Source organism: Streptomyces sp. NPDC012794 (assembly GCF_042901085.1).
GTDB lineage: Bacteria > Actinomycetota > Actinomycetes > Streptomycetales > Streptomycetaceae > Streptomyces.
In genome coordinates, this window is the sequence record NZ_JBIBCI010000013.1 from 31,606 (window position 1) to 55,786 (window position 24,181).

A 24,181-nucleotide genomic window follows, 5' to 3' on the forward strand; every position below is an offset into this window, starting at 1 on the left:
GTCGGAGCGGGTTTCCCCGTCGGCGGTGGGCTACTTGACGGCTCCGGCCATCACCCCCGTCACGAACTGCCGCTGGAAGGCGAAGAAGACCAGCAGCGGCACCACCATCGACAGGAAGGCGCCGGGCGCCAGGACGTCGATGTTGTTCCCGAACTGGCGCACCTGCTGCTGGAGCGCCACCGTGACGGGAGGGTGCGCGGAATCGGCGAAGACCAGCGCCACCAGCATGTCGTTCCACACCCACAGGAACTGGAAGATGCCGAGCGAGGCGATCGCCGGGCCGCCCAGCGGCAGCACCACCCGGGCGAACAGGCGAAGTTCCCCGGCGCCGTCGAGCCGGGCCGCCTCCAGCAGCTCGGCCGGGATCTGCGCGAAGAAGTTCCGCAGCAGGAACACCGCGAAGGGCAGCCCGAACGCGGTGTGGAACAGCACCACCCCCGCCGTCGTCTCGAACAGGCCGATGGAGCCGAACAGTTCCGACACCGGGATCAGCGCCACCTGGACGGGGACCACCAGCAGTCCCACCACGACCAGGAACAGCCAGTCCCGCCCCGGGAACTCCAGCCAGGCGAAGGCGTACCCGGCGAACGCGCCGAGGACGAGGACGAGCAGCGTGGCGGGCACCGCGATCGCCGCCGTGCTCAGCAGCGAGCCGGTGATCGTCTCGTTGGCCAGCAGCCGCGCGTAGTTCGACACCGTCAGCCGGGACGGCTCGGTCAGTGCCCGCCACCAACCGCCCCGGCCCAGGTCGGCCGGGGCCAGGAAGGAGGAGACCAGCAGCCCGAGCGTGGGCAGCAGCCAGAACAGGGCGGCCAGGACCAGGAAGACGCGTACGGCGCCGGACGCGGCGCGCGCCGCGATCCGGCCGGCGACCCGGCTCCCGGCGCCGGCGGCCCGCGCGTCGGCTCTCTGCGCGTCGGCTCTCTTGGCGCCGGCGGCCTTCGCGCCGGTGTCCGGGGCGCTCATCGGGACGACTCCTTCCGCAGCCGGCGGATATTGAGCAGCATCACCGGCACCACCAGCACCAGCAGCAGCACCGCGATGGCGCTGCCCAGCCCCGGATCGGCGTCCGTCCCGAAGGACGTGCGGTACAGCTGGAGCGCGAGCACGTTCGCGTCGTCCTGCACCGCCCCCGGCGCGATCACGAAGACCAGGTCGAAGATCTTCATCACGTTGATGACCAGCGTCACCAGGACCACCACCAGCACCGGCGCCAGCAGCGGCACCGTGATCCGGCGGAACACCTTCCACTCGCCCGCCCCGTCCACCCGCGCCGCCTCCAGCAGCTCGCGCGGCACCGCCGCCAGCCCGGCCGCGATCAGCACCATCGCGAACCCGGCCCACATCCACACGTACGCCCCGATCACCGCCGGGGTCACCAGCACCGGCCCGAGCCACTCGACCCCCGCGTACGCCGCCCGGAAGTTGGCCGCGGGCAGCCGCAGCAGCGCGCCGTCCGCCTCGCCGGGCAGCGTGAAGGTGCCGTCCGGCGCGGCCTTCGCCGAAGCCACCACCCGGCCGTCCTTCACCGCCTCCACCCGCATCCCGGACAGGGCCGGCTCCGCCGGGTCGACCACGTTCACCCGCCCGCCGCCGCCCCGGGCGAAGTCCTGCCAGACGGTCCCCGTCACCTTCCCCGGCACCGCCCCGGCGTTCCCCGCCGTCCCGGACCCCGCCGGCAGGGCCTCCGGCGCCACCCCGACCAGCGGCAGCAGCACCGGCACGCCCGCCCGTACCGGGCCGCGCGTCACCAGGTCCCCGCCCGCGGCGGGCTCCAGCGGGGAGTCCCGGCCCGGGCGGGCCCCCGGGAAGGCCGAGGACGGCGCGAAGGTGTCGTGCACCCCGACCCACACCGCGTTGGCAACGCCCCGCTGCGGATCGTGGTCGTACACGAGCCGGAAGATGATCCCCGCCGCCAGCATCGAGATCGCCATCGGCATGAACACCAGCAGCTTGAACGCAGTCCCCCAGCGCACCCGCTCCGTCAGCACCGCGAAGACCAGCCCGAGGGCGGTCGCCGTGGCCGGGGCCAGCACCACCCACACCGCCGTGTTGCGCAGGGCCGTGACGATCACCGGGTCGTCCAGGATCCGCCGGTAGTTGCCCGCCCCGACGAAGGCGTCGCCGGAGCGGTCGAAGAGGCTGCGGTAGAGGGAGTAGCCGATGGGCTGCACCACGAGCGCGCCCAGCAGCACCAGGGCGGGCAGCAGGAACGCCGCGGCCACCAGCCGCCGGCGCGAGACGTCCTTGCGGCGGGCCCGTTCCCCCGCCCCGGCCGCGGCACCGGGCCGCGCCGCCGTCTTCACCGTCACGGCGTCAGTTCCCGTACGCCTTGGCCGCCTCCGCCTCCAGCCTCTCCTGCACCGCCGCCACGTCCGACGGGTTCGCCAGGAAGTCCTGGAGCGCCTTCCACATACCGGCGCCCGGCGTCCCGCCGAAGGACGCCGGAGCCCGGTCCGACATGTCGAAGCGGAAGTCGTCGCCCGCCGCGATCAGCGCCTTGGCGATGCCCCGCTGGATGTCGTTCGGGTACACCGCGAAGTCCACCGCCTTGTTCGGCGACACGAACCCGCCCTCCCGGGCCTGGATCCGGGCCGCGTCCGCCGACGCCAGGAAGGTCAGCAGCGCCTGCGCCCCCTTCCCCGGCTTCAGGGCCACCGCCACGTCACCGCCCGACACCACCGGCGCCTTCGCTCCCACCGCCGGGAACGGGAAGACCAAGGCGTCCTCGCCCACCTTCGCCCCGGTCTGCGCGATGGTCACCGCCACGAAGTCCGCCTCGAAGACCATCGCGGCCGCCGGCCGGTCCCCGCCCGTGAAGGTCTGCGTCACCGACTTCGCGAACTCCGTCGACAGCGCCCCGCTCGGACCGCCCGCCAGGAAGTCCTTGCGGCCGAACAGCTGCCCGAGGGTGGTCAGCGCCTGCCGGACGCTGTCGTCCGTCCACTTGATCTCGTGCCGGGCCAGCCGGTCGTACTTCTCCGGACCCGCCTGCGAGAGGTACACGTTCTCGAACCAGTCCGTCAGGGTCCAGCCGTCCGCACCCGCCACCGACACCGGCGCGGTGCCCGACGCGGACAGCGTGTCGGCCACCGAGAGGAAGTCCTTCCAGGTCGCCGGGGGTTTCACGCCCGCCGCCTCGAAGGCCTTCGCGTTGTACCAGACCAGCGACTTGTTGGCCGCCTTGTAGTAGACGCCGTACTGGGTGCCGTCGACCGCGCCGAGCGTGCGCCAGCCCGGCGAGTAGTTCGCCTCCAGCTGCGCCCCTGCCTCCGGACCCAGCGGCTGCGCCCACTTGTTGCGCACCGCCGACACCAGCGCCCCGACCTGCGGCAACAGCGCCACGTCCGGCGGCTGACCGCCCGCGATCTTGGTGCCGAGGAAGGTGACGATCGGATCCTGCGCCGGGACGAAGGTGACGCTCGCCCCCGTCCGCTTCTCGAACTCCTTCAGCACCTTCGTGAAGTTCGCCTGCTCCGGTCCCGTCCAGACCGCCGCGACCGACAGCTTCTCGCCGGGCAGCTGCGGTAACTCGACGGTGCGCTCGTCCTGCCGGCCGGCCTGCGACGGCCCGCCCCTGCCGCCGCCGTCACCGCCCCCGCCGCCGCAGGCGGTGAGCGCCAGCGCGCCCGCCGCGGCCAGCGCCGTCCAGGCTCTGACCGCCGTACGTTTCGTGTGGCCGGTTCCGTGCTGTGCCCGCATGCTCTCGCCCCCGATGCCGTCGTGCCCGTGGTGTGCTGCGTGCCACAAGGTCTACGCCGACCCGCGCACCCCCGCAATACCGCGTGGCGGGGGAACCGCGGAGCGTCAGGGGGCCGGCGGGAACGGCACCGGTATCGCCGAGACCAGGTGGGAGGCCCGGTCGAGGGCGCTGGCCAGCAGCGCGAGGTCGGTCGGACCGTTGCCCAGCTCGCGCACCGGACGGCGGGCCGGAGGGTCTCCCATCCGCTCCCACTCCACCGGCACCACGGTCGGCCTCAGGGTCGCCGTGCGCGGGATCCGGCCGGTGACCCGGCCCGCCTGGAAGGGCACCGCACGGCCGTCGGCGTACAGCAGCCGCCCCCGGCCCGGCCCCGGCTGGTCGGGGGCGTCCAGCTCCACCCGCAGCGTCGCCAGCCGGGCCGGCTCGGTGTCGGCGGTCCGCTCCGGGCGGGCGCTGGCCACCACCAGGTGCACCCCGAGCCGGGTGCCCTCGCGGGCCACGCCCTCCAGGATCCGCACCACCGAACCGGCGGCCTGCCGGCCCGGACTGCCCAGCGCCGGGGCCACCAGCGCGTCGAAGTCGTCCACCAGCACCACCAGCCGGGGCAGCGGCGTCGGCCCGCCAGCCGGCTCGATACGCGTGGCGGCCGCCCGCAGCCGCAGGGTGCCGGTGCGCACGGGGTCCCCCCAGCCGGCGGTGCCGGGGGAGGGGTCGAGGTCCCCGCGCAGCTCGCCCGGGGAGGGCCGGCGGGGCGAGACCATCCGCTCCGACAGCTCGCGCCGGGCGTGCCACTCGGTGAACGGGACGCCGTCCAGCAGCTCGTGGCGGCGCTTGAGCTCGGCGCCGAGGGCCTGCGCGAACTCCCGCATGCGCAGCGGGTCGGAGGCCACGAGGTGGGCCGACACGTGCGGGAGTTCCGTGCACGGCTGGAGACCGTCGCCGCGCTCGCCGCCGGCGCCGTCGAGGAGGAGCAGGCCGAGGCGGTCGGGGCGGGCCGCGGCGGCCAGGGAGGCGGCGATGGAGCGCAGCAGCTCCGTCCGGCCGCTCCCGGCGGGGCCCTCCACCAGCAGGTGCGGGCCGTCGTGGACCAGCTCGGCGCCGACCGCCCCGCGCCGGCCCGTCCCCAGGACGATCTCCGCGAGGCCGCCGACGCCCTGGCCTTGGTCGGTGGCCTCCGCCCAGCGGGCCATCAGGGACGCCGGGGTGGCGCGGGCCAGCCCGAGCTCGTCCAGGAGCCGGGACGCCGCCGGGAGGGTGGCCGCGGCTGGGCGGGACGCGCCGCCCTCGGGCGGGGTGCCGTCCGCGCGCAGCGGGGCCAGGGCCCGGGCGAACCGCTCCGCCCAGGCCGCCGAGACGCCGTCGGCCACCGCCGTACGGCCCGCCGCGACCGGGTGGCCGCCGTTCACCGCGAAGCTCCGTACGGCCGTGGCCACATCGCCGCTGAGCAGGGCGATCCGGCCGCAGTCGCGGAACGCCGGGGTGGCCGCGCAGGCCGCCTCGTACGTCGCCGCCACGGGGGAGGCGGCGGTGGCGGCCGGGGTCTCCGCGAGCACCAGGAGGTGGACGCCCGCCGCGGTCCCGTGGGAGGCGAGCCGTCCGGTGAGGTCGCGCAGGGCCGCCGTGCCCGGGTCGCCGTCCAGCACCACGAGCGTGCGCGGGCCCTCGTACGCGGCGGCGGCCTGCCGCAGCGCGGCCGGGCCGGCGGAGGCCCAGCCGGCGCCGAGCGGGCTGTCGTCCAGCCGCCGGGTCAGCTCGGCGATGCGGGCCGCCGCCTGGTCGCGGTCGTACGCCAGCAGCAGCCGGCAGTCCTGCCCGTGCGCCGGCCGTACGTGGGGCAGCCAGCCGAGCCAGCCCCAGTCGCGGCGGCGCTCCGCCAGGGGGCGGGCGCGGTCGGCGGCCAGCAGGACGACCTCCAGCCGGGTCGGCGCGTGCAGTCCCGCGAGCTGGGCGACCACCGACCGGGCCACCCCCGTCAGCCGTGCCCGGGGCCCCGCGATGCCCAGCGAGCCGCACTCGGGCAGGGCGACCCGGCAGCCCGCGCCGAGCCCCGCCTGCAGGAACCGGGGGTGTCCGGCGCCACGCGACCACAGCCGCCCGGTGGGCCCGAGCGCCGCCAGCAGCAGCGCCGCGGGGTCGTCCTCGTCCGGCGCGGCGGCCGCGGGCGCCTCCGGTCCGGCCGGCTGTCCGGGGGTTTCCTCCTCCCCGCGCACCCACTTGCGGGCCCAGGCGCCGATCCCGCCGCGCCGGCGCCGTGCGGCGCCGGGCTCCTCGCCGGGGGTGCCGTCGGGGTGCGGGGAGAGGCCCTCGCCGGAGCCGGAGCCGGAGCCGGAGCCGGAGCCGCAGCCCGAGCCCGGGCCGGCACCGGCGTCCCCGGCCGCGGGGTGCTCCGCGGCCGCCTCGGGGGCGGGGGCCGGGGAGAGGGCGGCGTCCCCGTCGGGGGAGGGGCCCGCCAGTCCGAGGTGGCCCTCCAGGTCCGGGACGACCGCCAGCACCGGATCGCCGCCCGGCGGGGCGAGCCGGAGCGTGGACTCGCCGATCCGCAGCAGCGCGCCCGGCGCCAGCGGGACGGCGCCCGCCCCGACCTCGGCGCCGTCCAGCGTGGTGCCGTTCGTCGAGCCGAGGTCGGCCACGGTCACCCGGCCGTCCGGCAGCACGGTCACGGCGCAGTGCAGCCGCGACACGTCGGGGTCGTCCAGCGGCACGTCGGCGTCGGCCGAGCGCCCGATCCGCACGGCCCCGGGGTGCAGCAGGTGGACCCCGCCCGCGTCCGGTCCGGCCACCACGTGCAGCTGCGGCGTGCCCGGCCCGTCCCCGGTCGGGACGGCGGCGGTGTCCGGCCCGGGGGTGTGCAGGGCCAGTACGGCCCCGTCCACCAGGGGCGGCTCGCCGAGCACGGCGCGCTGGGGGTCGAGGCGGCGGGAACCGGCGTACAGCACCACGGTGCCGCCGGTGTCGGGGCCGCCCGCGGTCGCCGCGAGTCCGGAGGCCACCGCGGCCAGCGGGGTCCCGGCGGGCGCGGTGACGAGCACGTCACAGCCGGCGGGCGCGGTGGCGGCCTGGTGGCCGCCGCGCGACCCGAGGACGGTCAGCCGGATCTGCATCGCCGTCAGCGGTCCCTTCTGCGCGGAGCGCAGTGCGCGGTGCGTGCGTGCGCCCGGCAGGGGCAGTGGCGGGACCTGCCCGCCCGATCGACACCCCCGCCCGGCACGGACGCCTCGTCCGTTCAGGTCTGCCGGAAGGCAGGGCTCCCGTCCCGGCCGTTCCGTACGGGTGCATCCTCGCACCTGTCGCCCGCAACACGCCCGGCACCCGCCAATAAATGATCTTGGATCGTGGTGGCGCGGTTCACCCACCGGTAGGAACGCGCCACTCCGGCGGGGGAAACACGGGGAAAAGCGCCCCCGGCATACCCCACAAAACTCACCCTTCGCACATATGTGCGGCAACCAACCTCCGCCGACCCGCGTCTTCCAGCGGGACACCCCCTAGAGTTGGGCCGGAAACCCACCCGGTGGAATCAGCCGGAAAGACGACAGCAGGGAGCGCGAGACGTGCGGCCAGTCGGCAGCAAGTACCTGCTCGAGGAGCCGCTCGGGCGCGGCGCCACGGGCACCGTCTGGCGTGCCCGCCAGCGGGAGACCGCCGGCGCGGAGGCCGCCGTCGCCGGCCAGCCCGGCGAGACCGTGGCCATCAAGGTCCTCAAGGAGGAGCTGGCCCAGGACGCGGACATCGTCATGCGCTTCCTGCGCGAGCGCTCCGTCCTGCTGCGCCTGACCCACCCCAACATCGTGCGCACCCGCGACCTCGTCGTCGAGGGTGATCTGCTCGCCCTGGTCATGGACCTCGTCGACGGCCCGGACCTGCACAAGTACATCCGCCAGAACGGCCCCTTCAGCCCGGTCGCGGCGAGCCTGCTGACCGCCCAGATCGCGGACGCGCTCGCCGCCAGCCACGCCGACGGCGTGGTCCACCGCGACCTGAAGCCCGCCAACGTGCTGCTGGACGAGAGCAACGGCCAGATGAAGCCGATGCTCACCGACTTCGGCATCGCGCGCCTGGCCGACTCCCCGGGCCTGACCCGCACCCACGAGTTCGTCGGCACCCCCGCCTATGTGGCCCCCGAGTCCGCCGAGGGCCGCCCGCAGACCTCCGCCGTCGACATCTACGGCGCCGGCATCCTCCTCTACGAGCTGGTCACCGGCCGCCCGCCCTTCGCCGGCGGCACCGCGCTCGAGGTCCTGCACCGCCACCTCAGCGAGGAGCCGCAGCGGCCCCCCGCCGTGCCCGAGGCGCTGTGGATCGTCATCGAGCACTGCCTGCGCAAGGAGCCAGACGAGCGGCCCAGCGCCGAGAGCCTGGCCCGCGGCCTGCGCGTGGTCGCCGCGGGCATCCGCGTCCACTCCTCGCCCGACGAGGTCGAGGCCGCCCTCGGGGTCGCCGCCCTGCTCGCGCCCGATCCCTCGCCCGCCCCGGTCCCGGCCGGTCCCGGGAACCCCGGCAGCGCCGACCCGACGCAGGTGCTGCCCGGCCGCCCGGCCGCCGCCCCCGCCGACGCGTACGACCCGAACGCCATGACGAGCGTGCTCCCGCCGGTCGGCGGGGCCGACGCCACCACCGTGCTGCCGGCCACCGGAGCACCGGGCGGCCCCGGCGCTCCCGACCCGACCTCCGTCATGCCCCCGGTGCAGCAGCCCGACGCGCCGCACCCGTGGCAGTCGCAGATGCGGGCCGCGCGCGACCGCAACGAGCAGACGCAGATGCACTACCTCGACCCCGCCGAGGACCCGCTGCGCCGGCGTCCCCAGCGCCCGGCACCGCAGATGCCGCCGCCCCCGCAGCAGCCGCCCCGGCAGCAGTACCGCCCGGCCCCGCCGCCGCAGCAGCAGTACCAGCAGCAGCCCCCGCCGCAGCAGTACGCGCAGCAGCCGCCCCAGCACTACCAGCCCCAGCCGTACCAGCAGCCGCAACCGCCCCAGCAGCAGCCGCAGTACCGCCAGCCCCAGCAGCAGCCGCCGCAGCCTCCGCCCGCGCGGCAGCAGCGCCGGCCGCAGCAGGAAGCCCCGCGCGAGCCCCGCCCGCCGCGCGAGCCGCGCCGCCGCAGCGCGAACCCGGTCCGGATCCCCGGCCTCGGCTGCCTCAAGGGCTGCCTGGTGATGATCCTTCTGCTCTTCGTGGGCGGCTGGCTGATCTGGGAGCTCACCCCGCTCCAGGAGTGGGTGGGCACCGGCAAGGGATGGTGGGACCAGATCTGGAGCTGGGGCACCGAGGTCGCCGACTTCATCGGCTCCATCGGAGGCTCGACGGACAGCGGCGGCGGCGGAACCTCCTGAGGGCCTCTCCCCGGACTCCGCCCGGGGGCGCCCGCGGGCACCCCGTAGTGCCGACCTTGTTGATTTGTCGACATCCAGGACGTGATTTCGCCCGCAGAAGTGAAGGTCGCCGCGATCCGGCGACCCCAACCCCCGCTCGGCCGCGTAGCTTTGGTCCGTTACGCCAGCCGCTGAGGGAGCAGTCGTGGCACGGAAGATCGGCAGCCGGTACACCGCCCACCAGATCCTGGGGCGCGGCAGCGCGGGCACGGTGTGGCTCGGCGAAGGGCCGGACGGCCCCGTCGCCGTCAAACTGCTGCGCGAGGACCTCGCCTCCGACCAGGAACTGGTCGGACGCTTCGTCCAGGAGCGCAGCGCGCTCCTCGGACTGGAGCACCCGCACGTCGTCTCCGTGCGCGACCTCGTCGTCGACGGCAACGACCTCGCCCTCGTCATGGACCTCGTACGCGGAACGGACCTGCGCACGCGCCTCGACCGCGAACGCCGGCTCGCCCCCGAGGCGGCCGTGGCCATCGTCGCGGACGTCGCCGACGCGCTCGCCGCCGCCCACGCGGCCGGTGTCGTCCACCGCGACGTCAAGCCGGAGAACGTCCTGCTCGACATGCAGGGACCGCTCGGCCCCGGCGGCGCGCACCCCGCGCTGCTCACCGACTTCGGCGTCGCCAAGCTCATCGACTCCCCGCGCCGGGCCGCCGGCGGCCGCAGCGCCGCCCCGACCACCCGGATCATCGGAACACCCGACTACCTGGCCCCGGAGATAGTGGAGGGCCTGCCGCCGAGGGCGGCCGTCGACATATACGCCCTGGCCACGGTGCTGTACGAGCTGCTGGCCGGCTTCACCCCCTTCGGCGGCGGCCACCCGGGCGCGGTACTGCGCCGGCACGTCACGGAGACCGTGGTCCCGCTGCCCGGCATCCCCGACGAGCTCTGGCAGCTGATGGTCCAGTGCCTGGCCAAGGCCCCCGCCTCGCGGCTGCGCGCCTCCGAGCTGTCGGTCCGGCTGCGGGACCTGCTGCCGCTGCTCGCCGGGATGCCCCCGCTCGACGTCGACGAGCCGGACGACGCCGACCCGGAGCCCGAGCCCGAGCGTGAGCCCGACACCGCCGCCGACCCGGTGCGCAGGCGGGGCGTGGTCCCGCTGGTCCCGGGCTCCGCCACCGACTCCAACCGGGACACCCACACCTCCATGCGGGTCCCGGGCCCGGAGGAGCTGGCGGGCGGGGCCCGGGGCACCGCCCGCGTCCCGCGCCCCGCCGGCGGACACCGCCCCGGCTCCGCCCGGCACCGGGCCGAGGCCGCCCGCAAGCGGCGCCTGGTGCTCTCCGCGTCGGCGCTGGCCCTGGTGACGGCGGTGGGCCTGGGCAGCTGGCTCGCCCTGTCGGGCGACGACCCGGCGCCCCCGCCGCAGGACGGCAAGGGCGGCCGGTCGGCCCAGCCCCACCCCCGGTAGGCCGCGCGGCGGCGGCCCTCGCGCCCGGACTACACGGAGGTGAGGTCCGGGTGCCAGCGGCGGGCGACCTTGGGATGGGCCCGGACCCAGCCCTTGAGCTCGTTGCGGCCGTACTCCGCGTGCAGCGGGTTCGACGCGTCGTGCGCGACGCCCGGCGCCGAGCGCAGGTACTCGCCGGGGACGGTCTCCACCACCGCGTCCAGCCTCGGGTTGTAGAAGAACGGCACCGAGAACCGCTCCACCGCCCCCGGCGGGCTGACCACCCGGTGGTCGGTGGCCCGCAGGTACCCCTCGGTGGCGATCTCCAGCAGCTCGCCCAGGTTGACCACGAACGCCCCCGGCCGGGGCTCGATGTCGACGTAGCCGCCGTCCCGGACGACCTGGAGACCGCCCACCGAGTCCTGGAGCAGCAGGGTCAGGAAGCCGTAGTCCTTGTGAGCGCCGACGCCCTGGTCGGCGCCCGACGGGGCGGACCCCGGGTAGCGGATCAGCTTCGTGTGCAGGTGGGGGCGGTCCGCGAAGGCCGCGTCGAAGAAGTCCGGCGGTGCGCCGATCGAGGCCAGCAGCTCCTGGAGCAGCCGGTGCGCCACCCCCGCCAGGCGCGCCTGCCATCCCAGGACCGCCTCCCTCAGCTCCGGCAGCGCCGCCGGCCACTGGTTGGGGCCCTCCAGCCACAGGTACGCGGGGTCCTGCGGCCCCAGCACCGGCGCCGGCCGCTCCGCGCCCACGTCCAGCTGGTCGCGCCAGTCGGAGGCGCCGCCCGTCAGCTCGTGCCCGATGCGGGTGTAGCCCCGGAAGTGCGGGGAGTTCAGATTGCTCACGGCCAGCCGGTCGGCCTCCGGCAGCGCGAAGAAGGCCCTGGTCAGCTCCAGGATGCGGGAGGTCTCCGCCTCGGATATTCCGTGGCCGGTCAGGTACAGGAAGCCGGTGTCCCGGGCCGCGGCGTGCAGCTGCTCCAGGAAGCCGGGCCGCTCGGCGGGGTCGTCCGCCCGCGAGAGGTCGATCACGGCGAGGGCGGGCGCGGCGGGCGCGGCGGGCGCGGCGGGCGCGGCGGAGGTGGTGGTGGAGGTGGTGGAAGAAGAAGGGTGCGCGGACGGCATGACGGCTCCGTTTCGGATGTCACAGGGTCCTGTGCCCCAGAGATGGCGGGGCAGGCGGAGGGAGCACGCCCCCGGCAGGGATGGCGCCGGGGCGGGGTGGCCGCGTACAGGACCTAAGTCGGATCGGGGTGGATCAGGCTTGTGCGGGGTCCGGCGGCAGACAGCTCGTCGTGGTCACACGCATGTGGTCCACATGGCGGCGCTTCACGAGGGGAACGGTCATACGAGGAGCGTACGCCCGTACCAACGCTCCTCTGTACGGTCCGATCCGGCCTGACCGGACAGTGCCGTCCGAGGACCGGCTAGGCTTGACCCGTGGCAGTCGTCGATGTTTCCGAAGAGCTGAAGTCCCTCTCCTCGACCATGGGGTCGATCGAGGCCGTCCTGGACCTCGACAAGCTGAGGGCAGATATCGCCGTGCTCGAGGAGCAGGCCGCCGCGCCGTCCCTGTGGGACGACCCGGAAGCCGCCCAGAAGATCACGAGCAAGCTTTCGCACCTCCAGGCAGAGGTCCGCAAGACCGAGACCCTGCGCGGCCGCATCGACGACCTCGCGGTGCTGTTCGAGCTCGCCCAGGAGATGGACGACGCGGACACCCTCGCCGAGGCGGAGGCCGAGCTGGTGTCCGTGCGCAAGGCGCTGGACGAGATGGAGGTCCGGACCCTGCTCTCCGGCGAGTACGCCGAGCGCGAGGCCCTGGTCAACATCCGCGCCGAGGCCGGAGGCGTCGACGCCTCCGACTTCGCCGAGCGCCTCCAGCGCATGTACCTGCGCTGGGCGGAGCGCCACGGCTACCCGACGGAGATCTACGAGACCTCGTACGCGGAAGAGGCCGGTATCAAGTCGACCACCTTCGTGGTCAAGGCCCCGTACGCCTACGGCACCCTCTCCGTCGAGCAGGGCACCCACCGCCTCGTGCGCATCTCGCCCTACGACAACCAGGGCCGCCGCCAGACCTCCTTCGCGGGTGTCGAGGTGCTGCCCGTCGTCGAGTCCAGCGACCACGTCGAGATCGACGAGGGCGAGCTGCGCATCGACGTCTACCGCGCCTCCGGCCCCGGCGGCCAGGGCGTCAACACCACCGACTCGGCCGTGCGCATCACGCACATCCCGACCGGCATCGTCGTCTCCTGCCAGAACGAGCGCTCGCAGATCCAGAACAAGGCCAGCGCCATGAACGTCCTCCAGGCCAAGCTGCTCGAGCGGCGCCGCCAGGAGGAGCAGGCCGCGATGGACGCCCTCAAGGACGGCGGCAGCTCCTGGGGCAACCAGATGCGCTCCTACGTCCTGCACCCGTACCAGATGGTCAAGGACCTGCGCACGGAGTTCGAGGTCGGCAACCCGCAGGCGGTGCTCGACGGCGACATCGACGGCTTCCTGGAGGCCGGCATCCGCTGGCGCAAGCAGCAGGAGCAGACCGCGTAGCACGCGCGGCGCGTGATGACGCGGAAGGGCCCGGACACCAGCTGGTGTCCGGGCCCTTCCCCATTACGTGTGATCCGTTCACGCGTGATCCATGACGCCTGATCCGCGTGTGGCCGGTGATCCGCCGGGATCACCGCGAGCGCCTCGATCGGGACGCGGCGCGCCCTACGCGGCCTGGGCCGCCAGCGCCAGCGCGGCCACCAGCACCACCAGAAGCGCTATGAGTGCCGCCGGGTTCATCCCGGCGAAGGGGCCCTCCTGCTGGAGGCGCTCCCGGTTCGCCCGGCACACCGGGCAGCGGCCCTGGCTGACGGGTGCGGCGCAGTTCGCGCACACGAGCCGGTCATATGTCATGCGCTCCTCCTCTCGTCCCCTCGTCAGGGTCAACGGCGCGGGGACGGAGTACGTTCCCCCCACCACTGTGCCAGCTCCATCGGCATTCGGCGCGGCCCGTCCGGGCAATCACGGTCGGGCTCCTTCCCCACCCGGGGATATATCGGGCAACTCCGGATGACGGGTCCCCACCCGGCGTCCGGTCGCGTATGGTCACCGTCACCTACTCCCGGCGACCGTGGTGCTCCCGTGATCCGATTCGACAACGTCTCCAAGTCCTACCCGAAGCAGAACCGGCCCGCACTGAGAGATGTCTCCCTCGACATCGCCAAGGGCGAGTTCGTCTTCCTGGTCGGCTCCTCCGGCTCCGGCAAGTCCACCTTCCTGCGGCTGGTCCTGCGCGAGGAAAGGGCGACCCACGGCCAGGTGCACGTCCTGGGCAAGGACCTCGCGAAGCTCTCCAACTGGAAGGTCCCGCACATGCGGCGCCAGCTGGGGACCGTCTTCCAGGACTTCCGCCTCCTGCCCAACAAGACCGTCGCCGAGAACGTCGCCTTCGCCCAGGAGGTCATCGGCAAGCCGCGCGGGGAGATCCGCAAGGCCGTCCCGCAGGTCCTGGAGCTCGTCGGTCTGGGCGGCAAGGAGGGGCGCATGCCGGGCGAACTGTCCGGCGGTGAGCAGCAGCGCGTGGCCATCGCCCGCGCCTTCGTCAACCGCCCCGCCCTGCTGATCGCCGACGAGCCGACGGGCAACCTCGACCCGCAGACCTCCGTCGGCATCATGAAGCTCCTGGACCGGATCAACCGGACCGGCACCACCGTCATCATGGCCACGCACGACCAGCAGATCGTGGACCAGATGCGCAAGCGCGTCATCGAACTCGAACAGGGCCGGCTCGTGCGCGACCAGTCGCGCGGCGTCTACGGCTACCAGCACTGAAAGGCCCTGAGACGTCATGCGCGCCCAGTTCGTCATGTCGGAGATCGGCGTCGGCCTCCGCCGCAATCTCACCATGACCTTCGCGGTCATCATCTCCGTGGCCCTGTCCCTGGCCCTGTTCGGCGGCTCCCTGCTCATGCGCGACCAGGTGAGCGCCATGAAGGGGTACTGGTACGACAAGGTCAACGTCACCGTCTACCTCTGCACCAAGAACGACGCCCTGGACGCGGCGGGCGCCGCCGCCCCGGGCGCGGCCGCCGGAGCCCCGGCCGCCACCGGCCGGCCCTGCTCCAAGGGGGCGGTCACCCCCGAGCAGAAGCAGGGCATCGAGTCCGAGCTCAAGAAGATGGACCTCGTCCAGACCGTCATGTACGAGTCCGCGGACGAGGCCTACAAGCACTACAAGGAGCGCTTCGGTCACACCGCCCTGGCCGCCGTGGTCACGCCCGACCAGATGCCCGACTCCTTCCGGGTCAAGCTGAAGAACCCCGAGAAGTACGAGGTCATCACCTCCGCCTTCGCCGGGCGCGACGGCGTCCAGTCGGTCGCCGACCAGAGCCAGGAGCTGGACAACCTCTTCGCCCTGCTCGGCACCCTCAACTGGGCGGCCCTCGGCATCATGCTGGTCATGCTGATCGTGGCACTGCTGCTGATCGTCAACACGGTGCGCGTCTCCGCGTTCAGCCGCCGGCGCGAGACCGGGATCATGCGGCTGGTGGGCGCCTCCGGCTTCTACATCCAGGTGCCGTTCATCATGGAGGCCGCCGTCGCGGGCCTCATCGGTGCCGTCTTCGCCTGCCTGATGCTCGGCACGGGGCAGTACTTCGTGATCGACCACGGCATCGCGCTCCGCGAGAAGCTCGAACTGATCAATTTCATCGGCTGGGACGCGGTCCTCGCCAAGCTGCCGCTGGTGCTGGTCATCGGGCTGTTGATGCCCTCGCTCGCCGCGTTCGTCGCGCTGCGCAAGTATCTGAAGGTATGACGAACGCCTCCTGCGGCCTGTCGCCAACACGGCTTGCCGCGGCCGGGCTTGTCCTAGACTCGGCGGCATGCCGGGTCTGCCCGCCTTCTGTCTCCGGCCCCGCGACCCGCGTCGCGGGGCCGTCCTGACGCTGGTCTTCCTCGTCTGCGTGGGCACCGCCGCCGGTGCGGGGTGCTGGGTGCCGCGCGAAGCGGACGGGACGCGCGCGGCCGCCGCCCTCACGGGCACCACCGGCCAGGACCCGCCCGCCGGTGCCGGCGCGGGCACCGCCGACCGGGAGGCCGTCGCCCGGGCCGCCGCCGAGGCCGTCGCCGAGGGCAAGTCGGGCAAGAAGGCCGCCCAGGAGGTGGTCAGCCGCAGCGGCGACCGCTGGGGCACCGTCTACGACCGGGGCGAGTACGCCGCCTTCGCCGAGGACCTCGACGGCCGCTGGACCGGGGTCGGCCTCTGGGCCGGGCGCCGCCGCGACGGCCGGGTCGAGGTCGAACGCGTCCAGCCGGACGGCCCCGCGGACCGGGCCGGACTGCGCGCCGGGGACCGGCTGCTGAGCGTGGACGGCCGGAGCGTCACCGGCCTGGCCGTGGCCGACGTGGTGGCCCTGCTGCGCGGGGAAGCGGGCACCGAGGTGGTGCTCGGCCTCAGCCGGGACGGCGCCGACCGCACCGTGACCGTCCGGCGCGAGCAGCTGCGTACCGAACCGGTGACCGTACGCCGCCTCGCGGGCGGCATCACCCTGATCAAGGTGACCTCCTTCACCCGGGGCTCGGGGGAGCGCGTCCGGGCGGCCGTCCGCGAGGCCCCGCCCGGCGACGGGCTGATGCTGGACCTGCGCGGCAACCCGGGCGGTCTGGTCACCGAGGCGGTGACGGCGGCCTCCGCGTTCCTGGACGGCGGGCTCGTGACGACGTACGACGTACGGGGCTCCGAGCGCGCGCTGTACGCGGACCCGGGCGGGGACACCGCCCGGCCCCTGGTGGCGCTGGTCGACGGCGGCACGATGAGCGCGGCGGAGCTGGTGGCCGGAGCCCTCCAGGACCGGGGCCGCGCGGTGACGGTCGGCACCCGCACCTTCGGCAAGGGTTCGGTCCAGATGCCGACCGAGCTTCCGGGCGGCGCGGTGGCGGAGCTGACCGTGGGCACCTACCGCACCCCGGCGGGCCGCAGCCTCGACGGCGGCGGCATCACCCCGGACCTGCCGGCCGGCGACGGGGCGGAGGAGCGGGCCCGTACGGTATTGAGTGGCCTCGGGGTGGGTCCGTAGTGCGAAAATGACCGCACTATGGCTAAGGAAAAAGGGCGCAAGCTGATCGCCCAGAACAAGAAGGCCCGGCACGACTACACGATCGTCGACACCTACGAGTGCGGGATCGTCCTGACCGGCACCGAGGTCAAGTCCCTGCGCCAGGGCCGCGCCTCGCTGGTGGACGGCTTCGTGTCGGTGGAGGGCCGCGAGGTCTGGATGTACAACGTGCACGTGCCGGAGTACAGCCAGGGCACCTGGACCAACCACAGCGCCCGTCGCAAGCGCAAGCTCCTCATGCACCGCGAGGAGATCGACAAGCTGGGGCGCAAGTCGGAGGAGTCGGGCCACACGGTCGTCCCGCTGTCCCTGTACTTCAAGGACGGCCGCGCGAAGGTCGAGATCGCGCTGGCGAAGGGCAAGAAGGAGTTCGACAAGCGTCAGACCCTGCGCGAGAAGCAGGACACGCGCGAGACGCAGCGCGCGATCTCGGCGGTGCGCCGCAAGCAGCGGGGCACGGTTTAATCTCCTGGCACGCGGTGGTCCACTTCGCGTACCATGGCGTGAGCACCACCCCTCCGGGGGCGGCGCTGCTTGGAGCAGTACCCAGCAGTACCTAACTGAACAGTGAACATGGGGATGATCGGTTTCGACAGCGGCTGTCGATGCAGGGGAAGCGAGCCGAGGAAGCGGCAATGATCTCGCTAACCACATGTCGCAAAAAATAATCGCCAACTCCAAGAGCGATAACTCCCGCTTCACCCTCGCTGCCTAATAACAGTGAGCTGAAGCCTCTGTGAGGAGCGTCAGCCCGGAAGTGGTCCCGGTCCGGATCCTGGCGTCAACAAGGGATCTAAACCTCTAGCCCCGGTCACGGGGGTTGGAGGGAAACCAAACAGTGACTGAGCCCGTCGGAGACTTGTCCGTGTGATCTCCGGGGCTGAGAAAAGCGCAGCGGACTGCGCTCGGAGAAGCCCTGCTTCTGCACCGTTGGACGCGGGTTCGATTCCCGCCATCTCCACTCATCCCATGTGGGCGAAGCCCCCGCAGCCGGTCGGCTGCGGGGGCTTCGTCATGCCCGGCGGGTGGTTTCCGTCAGCAGTACGGGATCTTGTTGAGGTTCAGGGCGTAGCGCGCGGGGATCCAGCCGCGGCCGTCGGCGAGCTTGTACCAGATCGCGTTGTCGCCCACGGTCTCCCCCTTGACCTTGCACTGGAGGTTCACCACGGTGCGGTCCGGGAGCTTGCCGGTCTTCGTGTGGTGCGTGCCCGGGCCGGAGCGGATGCCGAGGCCCTTGCCGGAGGTGACGATACGGGCCTTCGGGCTGCCGCCGCCCTGGCCGTGATCGCCCTTGCCGTGGTGGTCCTTGCCGTGGTCGCCCTTGCCGTGGTGGGCGCCGCACTTCTTGCAGTGGCCGGGCTTGCCGGTGTCGCCCTTGGGGCCGCGGGGGCCCTGCGGGCCGGCCGGGCCGGTGTCGCCGCGGTCGCCCTTGTCGCCCTTGGGGCCCTGCGGGCCGCCCGCCGGGCCGGTGTCGCCCCTGGGGCCCTGGACGCCCTGGGGGCCGCGCACGCCCTGCGGGCCCCGGGGGCCGGCCGGACCCGTGTCGCCCTTGGGGCCCGGGACGCCGGGGGCGCCGGTGTCGCCGGTGTTGCCCTTGGGGCCGCGCTCACCGGTGTCGCCGCGGTCGCCCTTCGGGCCGGTGTCGCCGCGGTCGCCCTTGTCGCCCTTGGGGCCCTGCGGGCCGCCCGCGGGGCCGGTGTCGCCCCTGGGGCCCTGGACGCCCTGGGGGCCGGTGTCGCCGCGGTCGCCCTTGGGGCCGCGTTCGCCCCTGTCGCCCCTGTCGCCCTTGTCTCCCTTGTCGCCCTTCTCGCCCTTCGGGCCCGGGCGGCCCGGCTTGCCGTGGTGGCCGGGCCTGCCGTCGTGGCCGTCGTGGCCCGGTCGCCCGTCGTGGCCCGGTCGCCCGTCGTCGCCCTTGGGGCCCCTGACCGGGGTCGCCACGGCGAACAGGGCCGGGGCGTCCTGGCCGTTGGCCCACTCGCCGCCGTCGAGCGTGGTGCCCTCGGGGGCGTGCGGGTCGACCCGGACGGTCACCGCCAGTCGCGTCTGGGTGTTCGCCGGGAAGGCGAAGCCGGCGCGGGTTCCGGCGTCGCAGGTCAGCAGGCGCGCGTCCGTGGAACGCGTGCACGAGCCTCCCGCCCGCTGGCCGTTCCAGTAGAAGCGGGCCTCGGGGAACGTGGTCCGCTCGGGGGCGGTGATCCGGAAGGTGCTGCTGCGGGCCGGGTCCTGGCCGTTCAGGGCCGCGATGACGACGCGACCCGTCTTGCCGGGGGCGATGGAGGGGACGTACGGCTGCGAGAACCGGAGGGGGGACGCGTCGGCCAGGGCCGGTACGGCCGGCACCAGGCAGGACGCGGTGACGGCCGCGACGACGAGGGCCGAGGAGACGGAACGTGAAGCAGGCAAGGGGAGTTCCTCCGCGAAAGGAAGGGCGCTGGGGAAAGCACCCCCAGTTATGGGGGATCACGCGGAGGCGCGGTGCGCAACCACGCGGGCGTGTCACCCACTCGCCGGAACAATACGGATAAATCTGGAGGTTGCGGCCGATACGGACAGTGCGAGCAGGGCGGCGGCCGCCGGGAGGGCGTAGGCCGCCGTGGAGCCCAGGCGGTCGACGGCCTGCCCGGCTCCGGCGGAGCCGACGGCGATCCCGGCCATGATCGCGGTGACGGCGAGGCTCATGCCCTCGTTGAGGCGACCGGGCGGAGTGGCCCGCTGCACCAGCGCCATGGCGTTCACCATCGCCGGCGCCGTGGCCATGCCGGCCAGCAGCAGCGCCAGTGCCAGCAGCGGCAGGGACTCGCCGGCGGCCGCCGCCCAGGGCAGGGTCATCGCCGCGGCCAGCGCGAGCAGGCACGCGCGCAGGCTCCGGGGGCGCCGGGTGCCGTACAGCAGGCCGGCGGCGCAGGAGCCGGCCGCCTGGAGGGCCAGTACCGCGCCGGAGGCGCCGCCGAGGCCCAGGACGGCGAGGTGGGCGATGGAGGCGACCTCCATCGAGCCGAACACCGCCCCGGCGGCGAGGAGCAGTCCGAGCAGCGGGAGCAGGGCGCGCAGCGGGGACGGACCGTGCGAGGCGGCCGGTGTTCCGGTGGCGGGGGGCTCGGTGGCCCGGTGCGCGGTGAACACCAGCATCCCGGTGAGCAGCAGGGCCGCCCCGGTCAGGGTGCCCGCCTCGGGGAAGGCGGCGGTGCACAGGAAGGCCGCGAGGACCGGCCCGAGCATGAAGCACAGCTCGTCGGCGGCCTGTTCGAGGGACATCGCGGTGTGGTGCTCGGCCGGGGGCAGCAGGTGGGTCCAGCGGGCCCGGGACATGCCGCCGATGTTGGGGGTCGTCGCGGTGGCCGCGTACGAGGCGAAGAGGGTCCAGGCGGGGGCCTGCGTACGCACGCACACGATCAGGGAGAGCGAGCCGAGCACGGCGATCACCGTGGCCGGTACGGCGATCCGGGCCTGCCCGTACCGGTCGATCAGCCGGGCCGTCCAGGGCGCGGCCAGGGCGGTGGCGGCCAGGCCGGTGGCGGTGACCGCGCCGGCGAGGGCGTACGAGCCGCGCTGCCCGGCGATCATCATCACGGCGCTGACCCCGAACATGCCCATGGGGAGCCGGGCCAGCAGGTTCCCGGCGGTGAACCCGCGCGTACCGGGGCGGGTGAACAGGCGGGCGTACGGGCCGCGGGTGCGGGCGGCCGCGGCGTCGTCGTGCGGGGTGGTGACGCGGGGGCGGCTGCGGGACGGCGCCGGCCCGGGGGCGGGGGAGGGGGCGGCCAGGACCAGGGTGCTGCCCGTCACGGCCATGAGCGGGGATTCGTACGGCATGTCACGAGCCTGCGGCCCGTCCCCGGCAGCGGTCCAACACCTCTTCCGGGACCATTCACGCCCTCCTGTTGTTAATCTCCGGGGATGACCGCCCGTGACGTCGACCCCCGGCTGCTGCGCGGCTTCCTCGCGGTCGCCGAGGAACTGCACTTCTCCCGCGCCGCCGCCCGCCTCTACATCGCCCAGCAGGCCCTCAGCCGCGACGTCCGTCGGCTCGAACAGGCCCTGGGCGCACCGCTGTTCCTGCGCACCACCCGCGCGGTGGAGCTGACCGCCGACGGGGAGCGGCTGCTGCCCCACGCCCGCGACGTGCTGCGCGCCCACGAGGAACTCGCCGCCGCCTTCGCCGGGCCGCCTCGCGCCCTGCTCGTCGACACGAACACCGACGGCCCCAGCAGCGGCAGGCGGGTCCTGGAACGGGCCCGCGAACTGGCCCCCGGCTGCGAGCTGATGGCCCGCTTCGAGAGCGGCCTCACCCACGCCGCCACCGAGATCGCCGCCGGGCGGCTCGACGTCTCCTTCGGGTACGCCGCCGGGCTCGAACCCGCCCTGCGCGCCCGGCTCGCCCACCGCCCCGTCCGCTACGAACCCCTCGCCGTGGTGCTGCCCGAGGACCACCCGCTGGCCGCGTCGGACGCCGTACCGCTGGCCGCGCTCGCCGGGGAGACCGTGTACGCCGGGGCGGGGAACCCGCGGACCCTGGAGTGGACCGGGCTGGCCCGCGAACTGTTCGCCGGGCGCGGCATCGCCCTCGCCCCGCCCGCCCCCGTCGCCATCGGCAAGGAGGAGTTCCGCCGGGTCATGACCAAGACCCGCAACCCCGTCCTCGCGACCGTCGGCTTCCTCGACATGCCCGGCTGCGTGAAGCGGCCGCTCGTGGACCCCGTACCGCTGTCCCCGCTGTCGATGGTGTGGCGCAAGGGCATGCGCCACCCCGGGCTCGACGCCCTCGACCGCGCGGCCGCCGAACTCCAGACCGCCGGCGGCTGGCTGGAAGTCCCCCCGGACAGCTGGCTCCCGGCAGCGCTCACACCCGGCCCGGACGGCGGGTGAGTGCAAGGTTTCCCGCCGGTCATCCGGCGGGGACCGGGGCCGAAACGCGCCGTTCCTAGCCTCGTCACCACGGACGCGACAGCTTGTGGAGGCGTGTGATGACCGGTACGACCGCACCGCGCAAGGGGGGCCGCTGGATCGAGCGGTGGGAGCCCGAGGACGAGACGTTCTGGAGGGAGAGCGGGGAGCGGATCGCCCGCCGCAACCTCCTCTACTCCGTGCTCTCCGAGCACATCGGCTTCTCCATCTGGTCGCTGTGGTCCGTGATGGTGCTCTTCATGGGACCCCAGTACGGCATCGACCCGGCCGGCAAGTTCTTCCTCATCGGCACCGCCACCTTCGTCGGGGCCCTCGTACGCATCCCCTACACCTTCGCCGTCGCCCGCTTCGGCGGCCGCAACTGGACCGTCGTCAGTGCCCTGCTGCTCCTCGCGCCGACCGTCGCCGCGCTGATCGTCATGGAGCCCGGCACCTCGTACGGCACCTTCCTGGCCGTGGCCGCGCTCACCGGCGTCGGCGGCGGCAACTTCGCCTCCTCGATGACGAACATCAACGCCTTCTTCCCGCTGCGCAAGAAGGGCTGGGCGCTCGGCCTCAACGCGGGCGGCGGCAACATCGGCGTCCCCGTGGTCCAGCTCGTCGCCCTGCTGGTCATCGGCACCGCCGGAGCCGGACACCCCCGGCTGCTGCTCGCGGTCTACCTCCCGCTGATCGTGGCGGCCGCCGCACTGGCCCTCGTACGCATGGACAACCTGGCGCCCGTACGGAACGACGGCGGCGCCGTCATCGAAGCCGCCCGGGACGCCCACACCTGGATCATGGCCTTCCTCTACGTCGGCACCTTCGGCTCCTTCATCGGCTACAGCTTCGCCTTCGGGCTCGTCCTCCAGACCCAGTTCGGCCGCACCCCGCTCCAGGCCGCCTCCCTCACCTTCATCGGCCCCCTCCTCGGATCCCTCGTCCGGCCCGTCGGCGGCGCGCTCGCCGACCGCTTCGGCGGCGCCCGGATCACCCTGGCCGCCTTCGTGGCGATGGCCGCGGCGACCGGAGTGGTCCTGCTGGCCTCCGTACAGGAGTCCCTGCCCGTGTTCCTCGTCGGATTCGTCGCCCTGTTCGCGCTCAGCGGGCTCGGAAACGGCTCCACCTACAAGATGATCCCCGGCATCTTCCAGGCCAAGGCCCTCGCCCGGGGCCTGGACGGCGAGGCGGCCGCCGCACACGGACGGCGCCTGTCGGGGGCCTCCATGGGGCTGATCGGAGCCGTCGGCGCCCTCGGCGGCCTCGCCATCAACCTGGTCTTCCGCGAAGCCTTCACCAGCTCCGGCTCCGGCACCGCCGCCTTCACCACCTTCCTCGGCTTCTACGCGGTGTGCTGCGCGGTCACCTGGGCGGTATACCTTCGCCGCCCCGCGACCGCACCGTCCCCCGCCGTCGCCGGGGACGAGGAGAAGGCGCAGCTCACCTCGGTGTGAGGCGGTGGTCAGGCCGGTTAACTGGCTTGAAATACGGTGGAACCGAGCCTGACACGACGCCTTGGCAGGCTCGGCACATCCCCGACGCACGAACCCCCAGGGCAAGGCAGGTCACCACGATGGACGACGCTACGCACGGTCCCCTCGCCGGATTCACCGTCGGAGTCACCGCCGCCCGGCGCGCGGACGAACTGATCGCCCTGCTGCGCCGGCGCGGAGCCGCCGTCATCCACGCCCCGGCCCTGCGGATCGTGCCGCTCGCCGACGACACGGAACTGATGGCCGCCACCAAGGAACTCGTCGACAGCCCGCCGGACGCCGTCGTCGCCACCACCGCCATCGGCTTCCGCGGCTGGATCGAGGCCGCCGACGGCTGGGGCGTCGGCGAGGAACTGCTGGAGCGGCTGCGCGCCACCGAACTGCTGGCGCGCGGCCCCAAGGTCAAGGGCGCCGTACGGGCCGCCGGCCTCGTGGAGACCTGGTCCCCGCGGTCCGAATCCCTCGCCGAGGTACTGGACCGGCTGCTGTCCGGCGGCGTCGCCGGGCGGCGGATCGCGCTCCAGCTGCACGGGGAACCGCTGCCCGGGTTCGTGGAGGCGCTGCGCGACGGCGGGGCCGAGGTGGTGCCGGTACCGGTGTACCGGTGGATGCCGCCCGAGGACCCCGCCCCGCTGGACCGGCTGCTGGACGCGGTGGCCGTCGGGGCGGTGGACGCCGTCAGCTTCACCTCGGCGCCGGCCGCGGCCTCCCTGCTGTCCCGGGCGGCCGAACGGGGCCTGCGCGAAGCCGTACTGGAGGCGCTGCGCGGGCCGGTCCTCGCGGCGTGCGTGGGGCCCGTCACCGCGCTGCCGCTCCAGGCCGAGGGGGTGGAGACCGTACAGCCGGAGCGGTTCCGGCTCGGGCCGCTGGTGCAGGTGCTGTGCAAGGAACTCCCCGGCCGGGCGCGGGTGCTGCCCGTCGCCGGACACCGGCTGGAGATCCGGGGGCACGCCGTCCTCGTCGACGACGGGCTGCGCCCGGTCCCGCCCGCCGGGATGGCCCTGCTGGCGGCACTCGCCCGGCGGCCCGGCTGGGTGGTGTCCCGGGCCGAGCTGCTGCGGGCGCTGCCGGGAGCGGGCACCGACGAGCACGCCGTGGAGACCGCGATGGCCCGGCTGCGGGCGGCCCTGGGGATGCCCCGGCTGATCCAGACGGTGGTCAAGCGGGGATACCGGCTCTCCCTCGACGCGGGGGAGGGCGAGGGCTGGAACCCGGGCGCGGGGGTCCGTTAGCGTTCCC

General features: G+C 74.1%; 18 protein-coding genes and 1 other RNA gene. 11 read left to right on the forward strand and 8 right to left on the reverse strand.

The features are described from left to right. Positions 1-30: 30 nt before the first annotated feature. The 4 genes from ACFY7H_RS23140 to ACFY7H_RS23155 form a co-directional block, all read right to left on the reverse strand. Positions 31-966 (reverse strand): carbohydrate ABC transporter permease, encoded by a 936-nt coding sequence (locus ACFY7H_RS23140; protein ID WP_388940813.1) that lies wholly within the window; start codon positions 964-966, stop codon positions 31-33. After that, positions 963-2,312, reverse strand: a complete 1,350-nt coding sequence (locus ACFY7H_RS23145) for a carbohydrate ABC transporter permease (RefSeq protein WP_388940815.1) — start codon at positions 2,310-2,312, stop codon at positions 963-965. Before ACFY7H_RS23145 ends, ACFY7H_RS23140 begins: the two co-directional genes overlap by 4 nt. Positions 2,313-2,316: 4 nt before the next feature. Then, positions 2,317-3,702, reverse strand: coding sequence for an ABC transporter substrate-binding protein (locus tag ACFY7H_RS23150; RefSeq protein ID WP_388940818.1), 1,386 nt, complete (start codon positions 3,700-3,702; stop codon positions 2,317-2,319). Positions 3,703-3,807: 105 nt separating this feature from the next. After that, on the reverse strand, positions 3,808-6,804 hold the full coding sequence (locus tag ACFY7H_RS23155) for an FtsK/SpoIIIE domain-containing protein (RefSeq protein ID WP_388940822.1): 2,997 nt from the start codon (positions 6,802-6,804) through the stop codon (positions 3,808-3,810). Positions 6,805-7,254: 450 nt separating this feature from the next. Here ACFY7H_RS23155 and ACFY7H_RS23160 point away from each other — a divergent pair, with 450 nt between their 5' ends. Together ACFY7H_RS23160 and ACFY7H_RS23165 are read left to right on the forward strand one after the other, a co-directional pair. After that, entirely contained in the window at positions 7,255-9,033 is a 1,779-nt protein-coding gene (locus tag ACFY7H_RS23160; RefSeq protein WP_388940825.1) for a serine/threonine-protein kinase, read from the forward strand. Positions 9,034-9,217: 184 nt separating this feature from the next. Beyond that, positions 9,218-10,483 (forward strand): serine/threonine-protein kinase, encoded by a 1,266-nt coding sequence (locus ACFY7H_RS23165; RefSeq protein ID WP_388940828.1) that lies wholly within the window; start codon positions 9,218-9,220, stop codon positions 10,481-10,483. A gap of 29 nt (positions 10,484-10,512) precedes the next feature. Here the strand turns inward: ACFY7H_RS23165 and ACFY7H_RS23170 are convergent, their stop codons facing one another. After that, positions 10,513-11,583, reverse strand: a complete 1,071-nt coding sequence (locus ACFY7H_RS23170) for an isopenicillin N synthase family dioxygenase (RefSeq protein WP_388940830.1) — start codon at positions 11,581-11,583, stop codon at positions 10,513-10,515. 315 nt (positions 11,584-11,898) lie between these two features. On the opposite strand from ACFY7H_RS23170, the gene prfB reads away from it, so the two are divergent. Continuing rightward, complete coding sequence (prfB, locus tag ACFY7H_RS23175; protein ID WP_388940832.1) at positions 11,899-13,008, forward strand: peptide chain release factor 2; 1,110 nt, start codon at positions 11,899-11,901, stop codon at positions 13,006-13,008. Between the two features lie 165 nt (positions 13,009-13,173). Here the strand turns inward: prfB and ACFY7H_RS23180 are convergent, their stop codons facing one another. Continuing rightward, a complete protein-coding gene (locus ACFY7H_RS23180) occupies positions 13,174-13,362 on the reverse strand; it encodes a hypothetical protein (protein ID WP_388940834.1) in 189 nt (62 codons plus the stop codon). Positions 13,363-13,590: 228 nt separating this feature from the next. On the opposite strand from ACFY7H_RS23180, the gene ftsE reads away from it, so the two are divergent. From ftsE to ssrA, 5 genes are all read left to right on the forward strand, one after another. Next, on the forward strand, positions 13,591-14,280 hold the full coding sequence (gene ftsE, locus ACFY7H_RS23185; protein ID WP_007264414.1) for a cell division ATP-binding protein FtsE: 690 nt from the start codon (positions 13,591-13,593) through the stop codon (positions 14,278-14,280). Positions 14,281-14,296: 16 nt separating this feature from the next. Further along, a complete protein-coding gene (gene ftsX, locus ACFY7H_RS23190; RefSeq protein WP_388940837.1) occupies positions 14,297-15,265 on the forward strand; it encodes a permease-like cell division protein FtsX in 969 nt (322 codons plus the stop codon). Between the two features lie 67 nt (positions 15,266-15,332). Further along, positions 15,333-16,526: a S41 family peptidase gene (locus tag ACFY7H_RS23195; RefSeq protein ID WP_388940840.1), complete on the forward strand. Its 1,194-nt coding sequence runs from the start codon at positions 15,333-15,335 to the stop codon at positions 16,524-16,526. A gap of 18 nt (positions 16,527-16,544) precedes the next feature. Beyond that, entirely contained in the window at positions 16,545-17,030 is a 486-nt protein-coding gene (smpB, locus tag ACFY7H_RS23200; protein WP_388940842.1) for an SsrA-binding protein SmpB, read from the forward strand. Between the two features lie 110 nt (positions 17,031-17,140). Further along, positions 17,141-17,529: a transfer-messenger RNA gene (gene ssrA / locus ACFY7H_RS23205) on the forward strand. A gap of 71 nt (positions 17,530-17,600) precedes the next feature. On the opposite strand, the gene ACFY7H_RS23210 is transcribed toward ssrA, so the two are convergent. Continuing rightward, positions 17,601-18,968 carry an SH3 domain-containing protein gene (locus ACFY7H_RS23210; protein ID WP_388940846.1) on the reverse strand — a complete coding sequence of 456 codons (1,368 nt, stop codon included), beginning with the start codon at positions 18,966-18,968 and terminating at the stop codon, positions 17,601-17,603. 93 nt (positions 18,969-19,061) lie between these two features. Then, entirely contained in the window at positions 19,062-20,378 is a 1,317-nt protein-coding gene (locus ACFY7H_RS23215) for an MFS transporter (RefSeq protein WP_388940849.1), read from the reverse strand. A gap of 84 nt (positions 20,379-20,462) precedes the next feature. Here ACFY7H_RS23215 and ACFY7H_RS23220 point away from each other — a divergent pair, with 84 nt between their 5' ends. The 3 genes from ACFY7H_RS23220 (at position 20,463) to ACFY7H_RS23230 (ending at position 24,174) form a co-directional block, all read left to right on the forward strand. After that, complete coding sequence (locus ACFY7H_RS23220) at positions 20,463-21,431, forward strand: LysR family transcriptional regulator (RefSeq protein WP_388940851.1); 969 nt, start codon at positions 20,463-20,465, stop codon at positions 21,429-21,431. Between the two features lie 98 nt (positions 21,432-21,529). Then, positions 21,530-22,903 (forward strand): nitrate/nitrite transporter, encoded by a 1,374-nt coding sequence (locus ACFY7H_RS23225; RefSeq protein ID WP_388940854.1) that lies wholly within the window; start codon positions 21,530-21,532, stop codon positions 22,901-22,903. A 119-nt stretch (positions 22,904-23,022) separates the two neighbouring features. Continuing rightward, positions 23,023-24,174 carry a uroporphyrinogen-III synthase gene (locus ACFY7H_RS23230; RefSeq protein WP_388940856.1) on the forward strand — a complete coding sequence of 384 codons (1,152 nt, stop codon included), beginning with the start codon at positions 23,023-23,025 and terminating at the stop codon, positions 24,172-24,174. Positions 24,175-24,181 lie beyond the last annotated feature (7 nt).

Excerpts from the sequence above, each read along its gene's own strand:
- ACFY7H_RS23140 (WP_388940813.1), bottom strand. The coding sequence starts at position 966 with ATGAGCGCCCCGGACACCGGCGCGAAGGCCGCCGGCGCCAAGAGAGCC.
- ACFY7H_RS23150 (WP_388940818.1), bottom strand. The coding sequence starts at position 3,702 with ATGCGGGCACAGCACGGAACCGGCCACACGAAACGTACGGCGGTCAGA.
- ACFY7H_RS23155 (WP_388940822.1), bottom strand. The coding sequence starts at position 6,804 with ATGCAGATCCGGCTGACCGTCCTCGGGTCGCGCGGCGGCCACCAGGCC.
- ACFY7H_RS23170 (WP_388940830.1), bottom strand. The coding sequence starts at position 11,583 with ATGCCGTCCGCGCACCCTTCTTCTTCCACCACCTCCACCACCACCTCC.
- ACFY7H_RS23180 (WP_388940834.1), bottom strand. The coding sequence starts at position 13,362 with ATGACATATGACCGGCTCGTGTGCGCGAACTGCGCCGCACCCGTCAGC.
- ftsX (WP_388940837.1), top strand. The coding sequence starts at position 14,297 with ATGCGCGCCCAGTTCGTCATGTCGGAGATCGGCGTCGGCCTCCGCCGC.
- ACFY7H_RS23195 (WP_388940840.1), top strand. The coding sequence starts at position 15,333 with ATGCCGGGTCTGCCCGCCTTCTGTCTCCGGCCCCGCGACCCGCGTCGC.
- smpB (WP_388940842.1), top strand. The coding sequence starts at position 16,545 with ATGGCTAAGGAAAAAGGGCGCAAGCTGATCGCCCAGAACAAGAAGGCC.
- ACFY7H_RS23215 (WP_388940849.1), bottom strand. The coding sequence starts at position 20,378 with ATGCCGTACGAATCCCCGCTCATGGCCGTGACGGGCAGCACCCTGGTC.
- ACFY7H_RS23220 (WP_388940851.1), top strand. The coding sequence starts at position 20,463 with ATGACCGCCCGTGACGTCGACCCCCGGCTGCTGCGCGGCTTCCTCGCG.
- ACFY7H_RS23225 (WP_388940854.1), top strand. The coding sequence starts at position 21,530 with ATGACCGGTACGACCGCACCGCGCAAGGGGGGCCGCTGGATCGAGCGG.
- ACFY7H_RS23230 (WP_388940856.1), top strand. The coding sequence starts at position 23,023 with ATGGACGACGCTACGCACGGTCCCCTCGCCGGATTCACCGTCGGAGTC.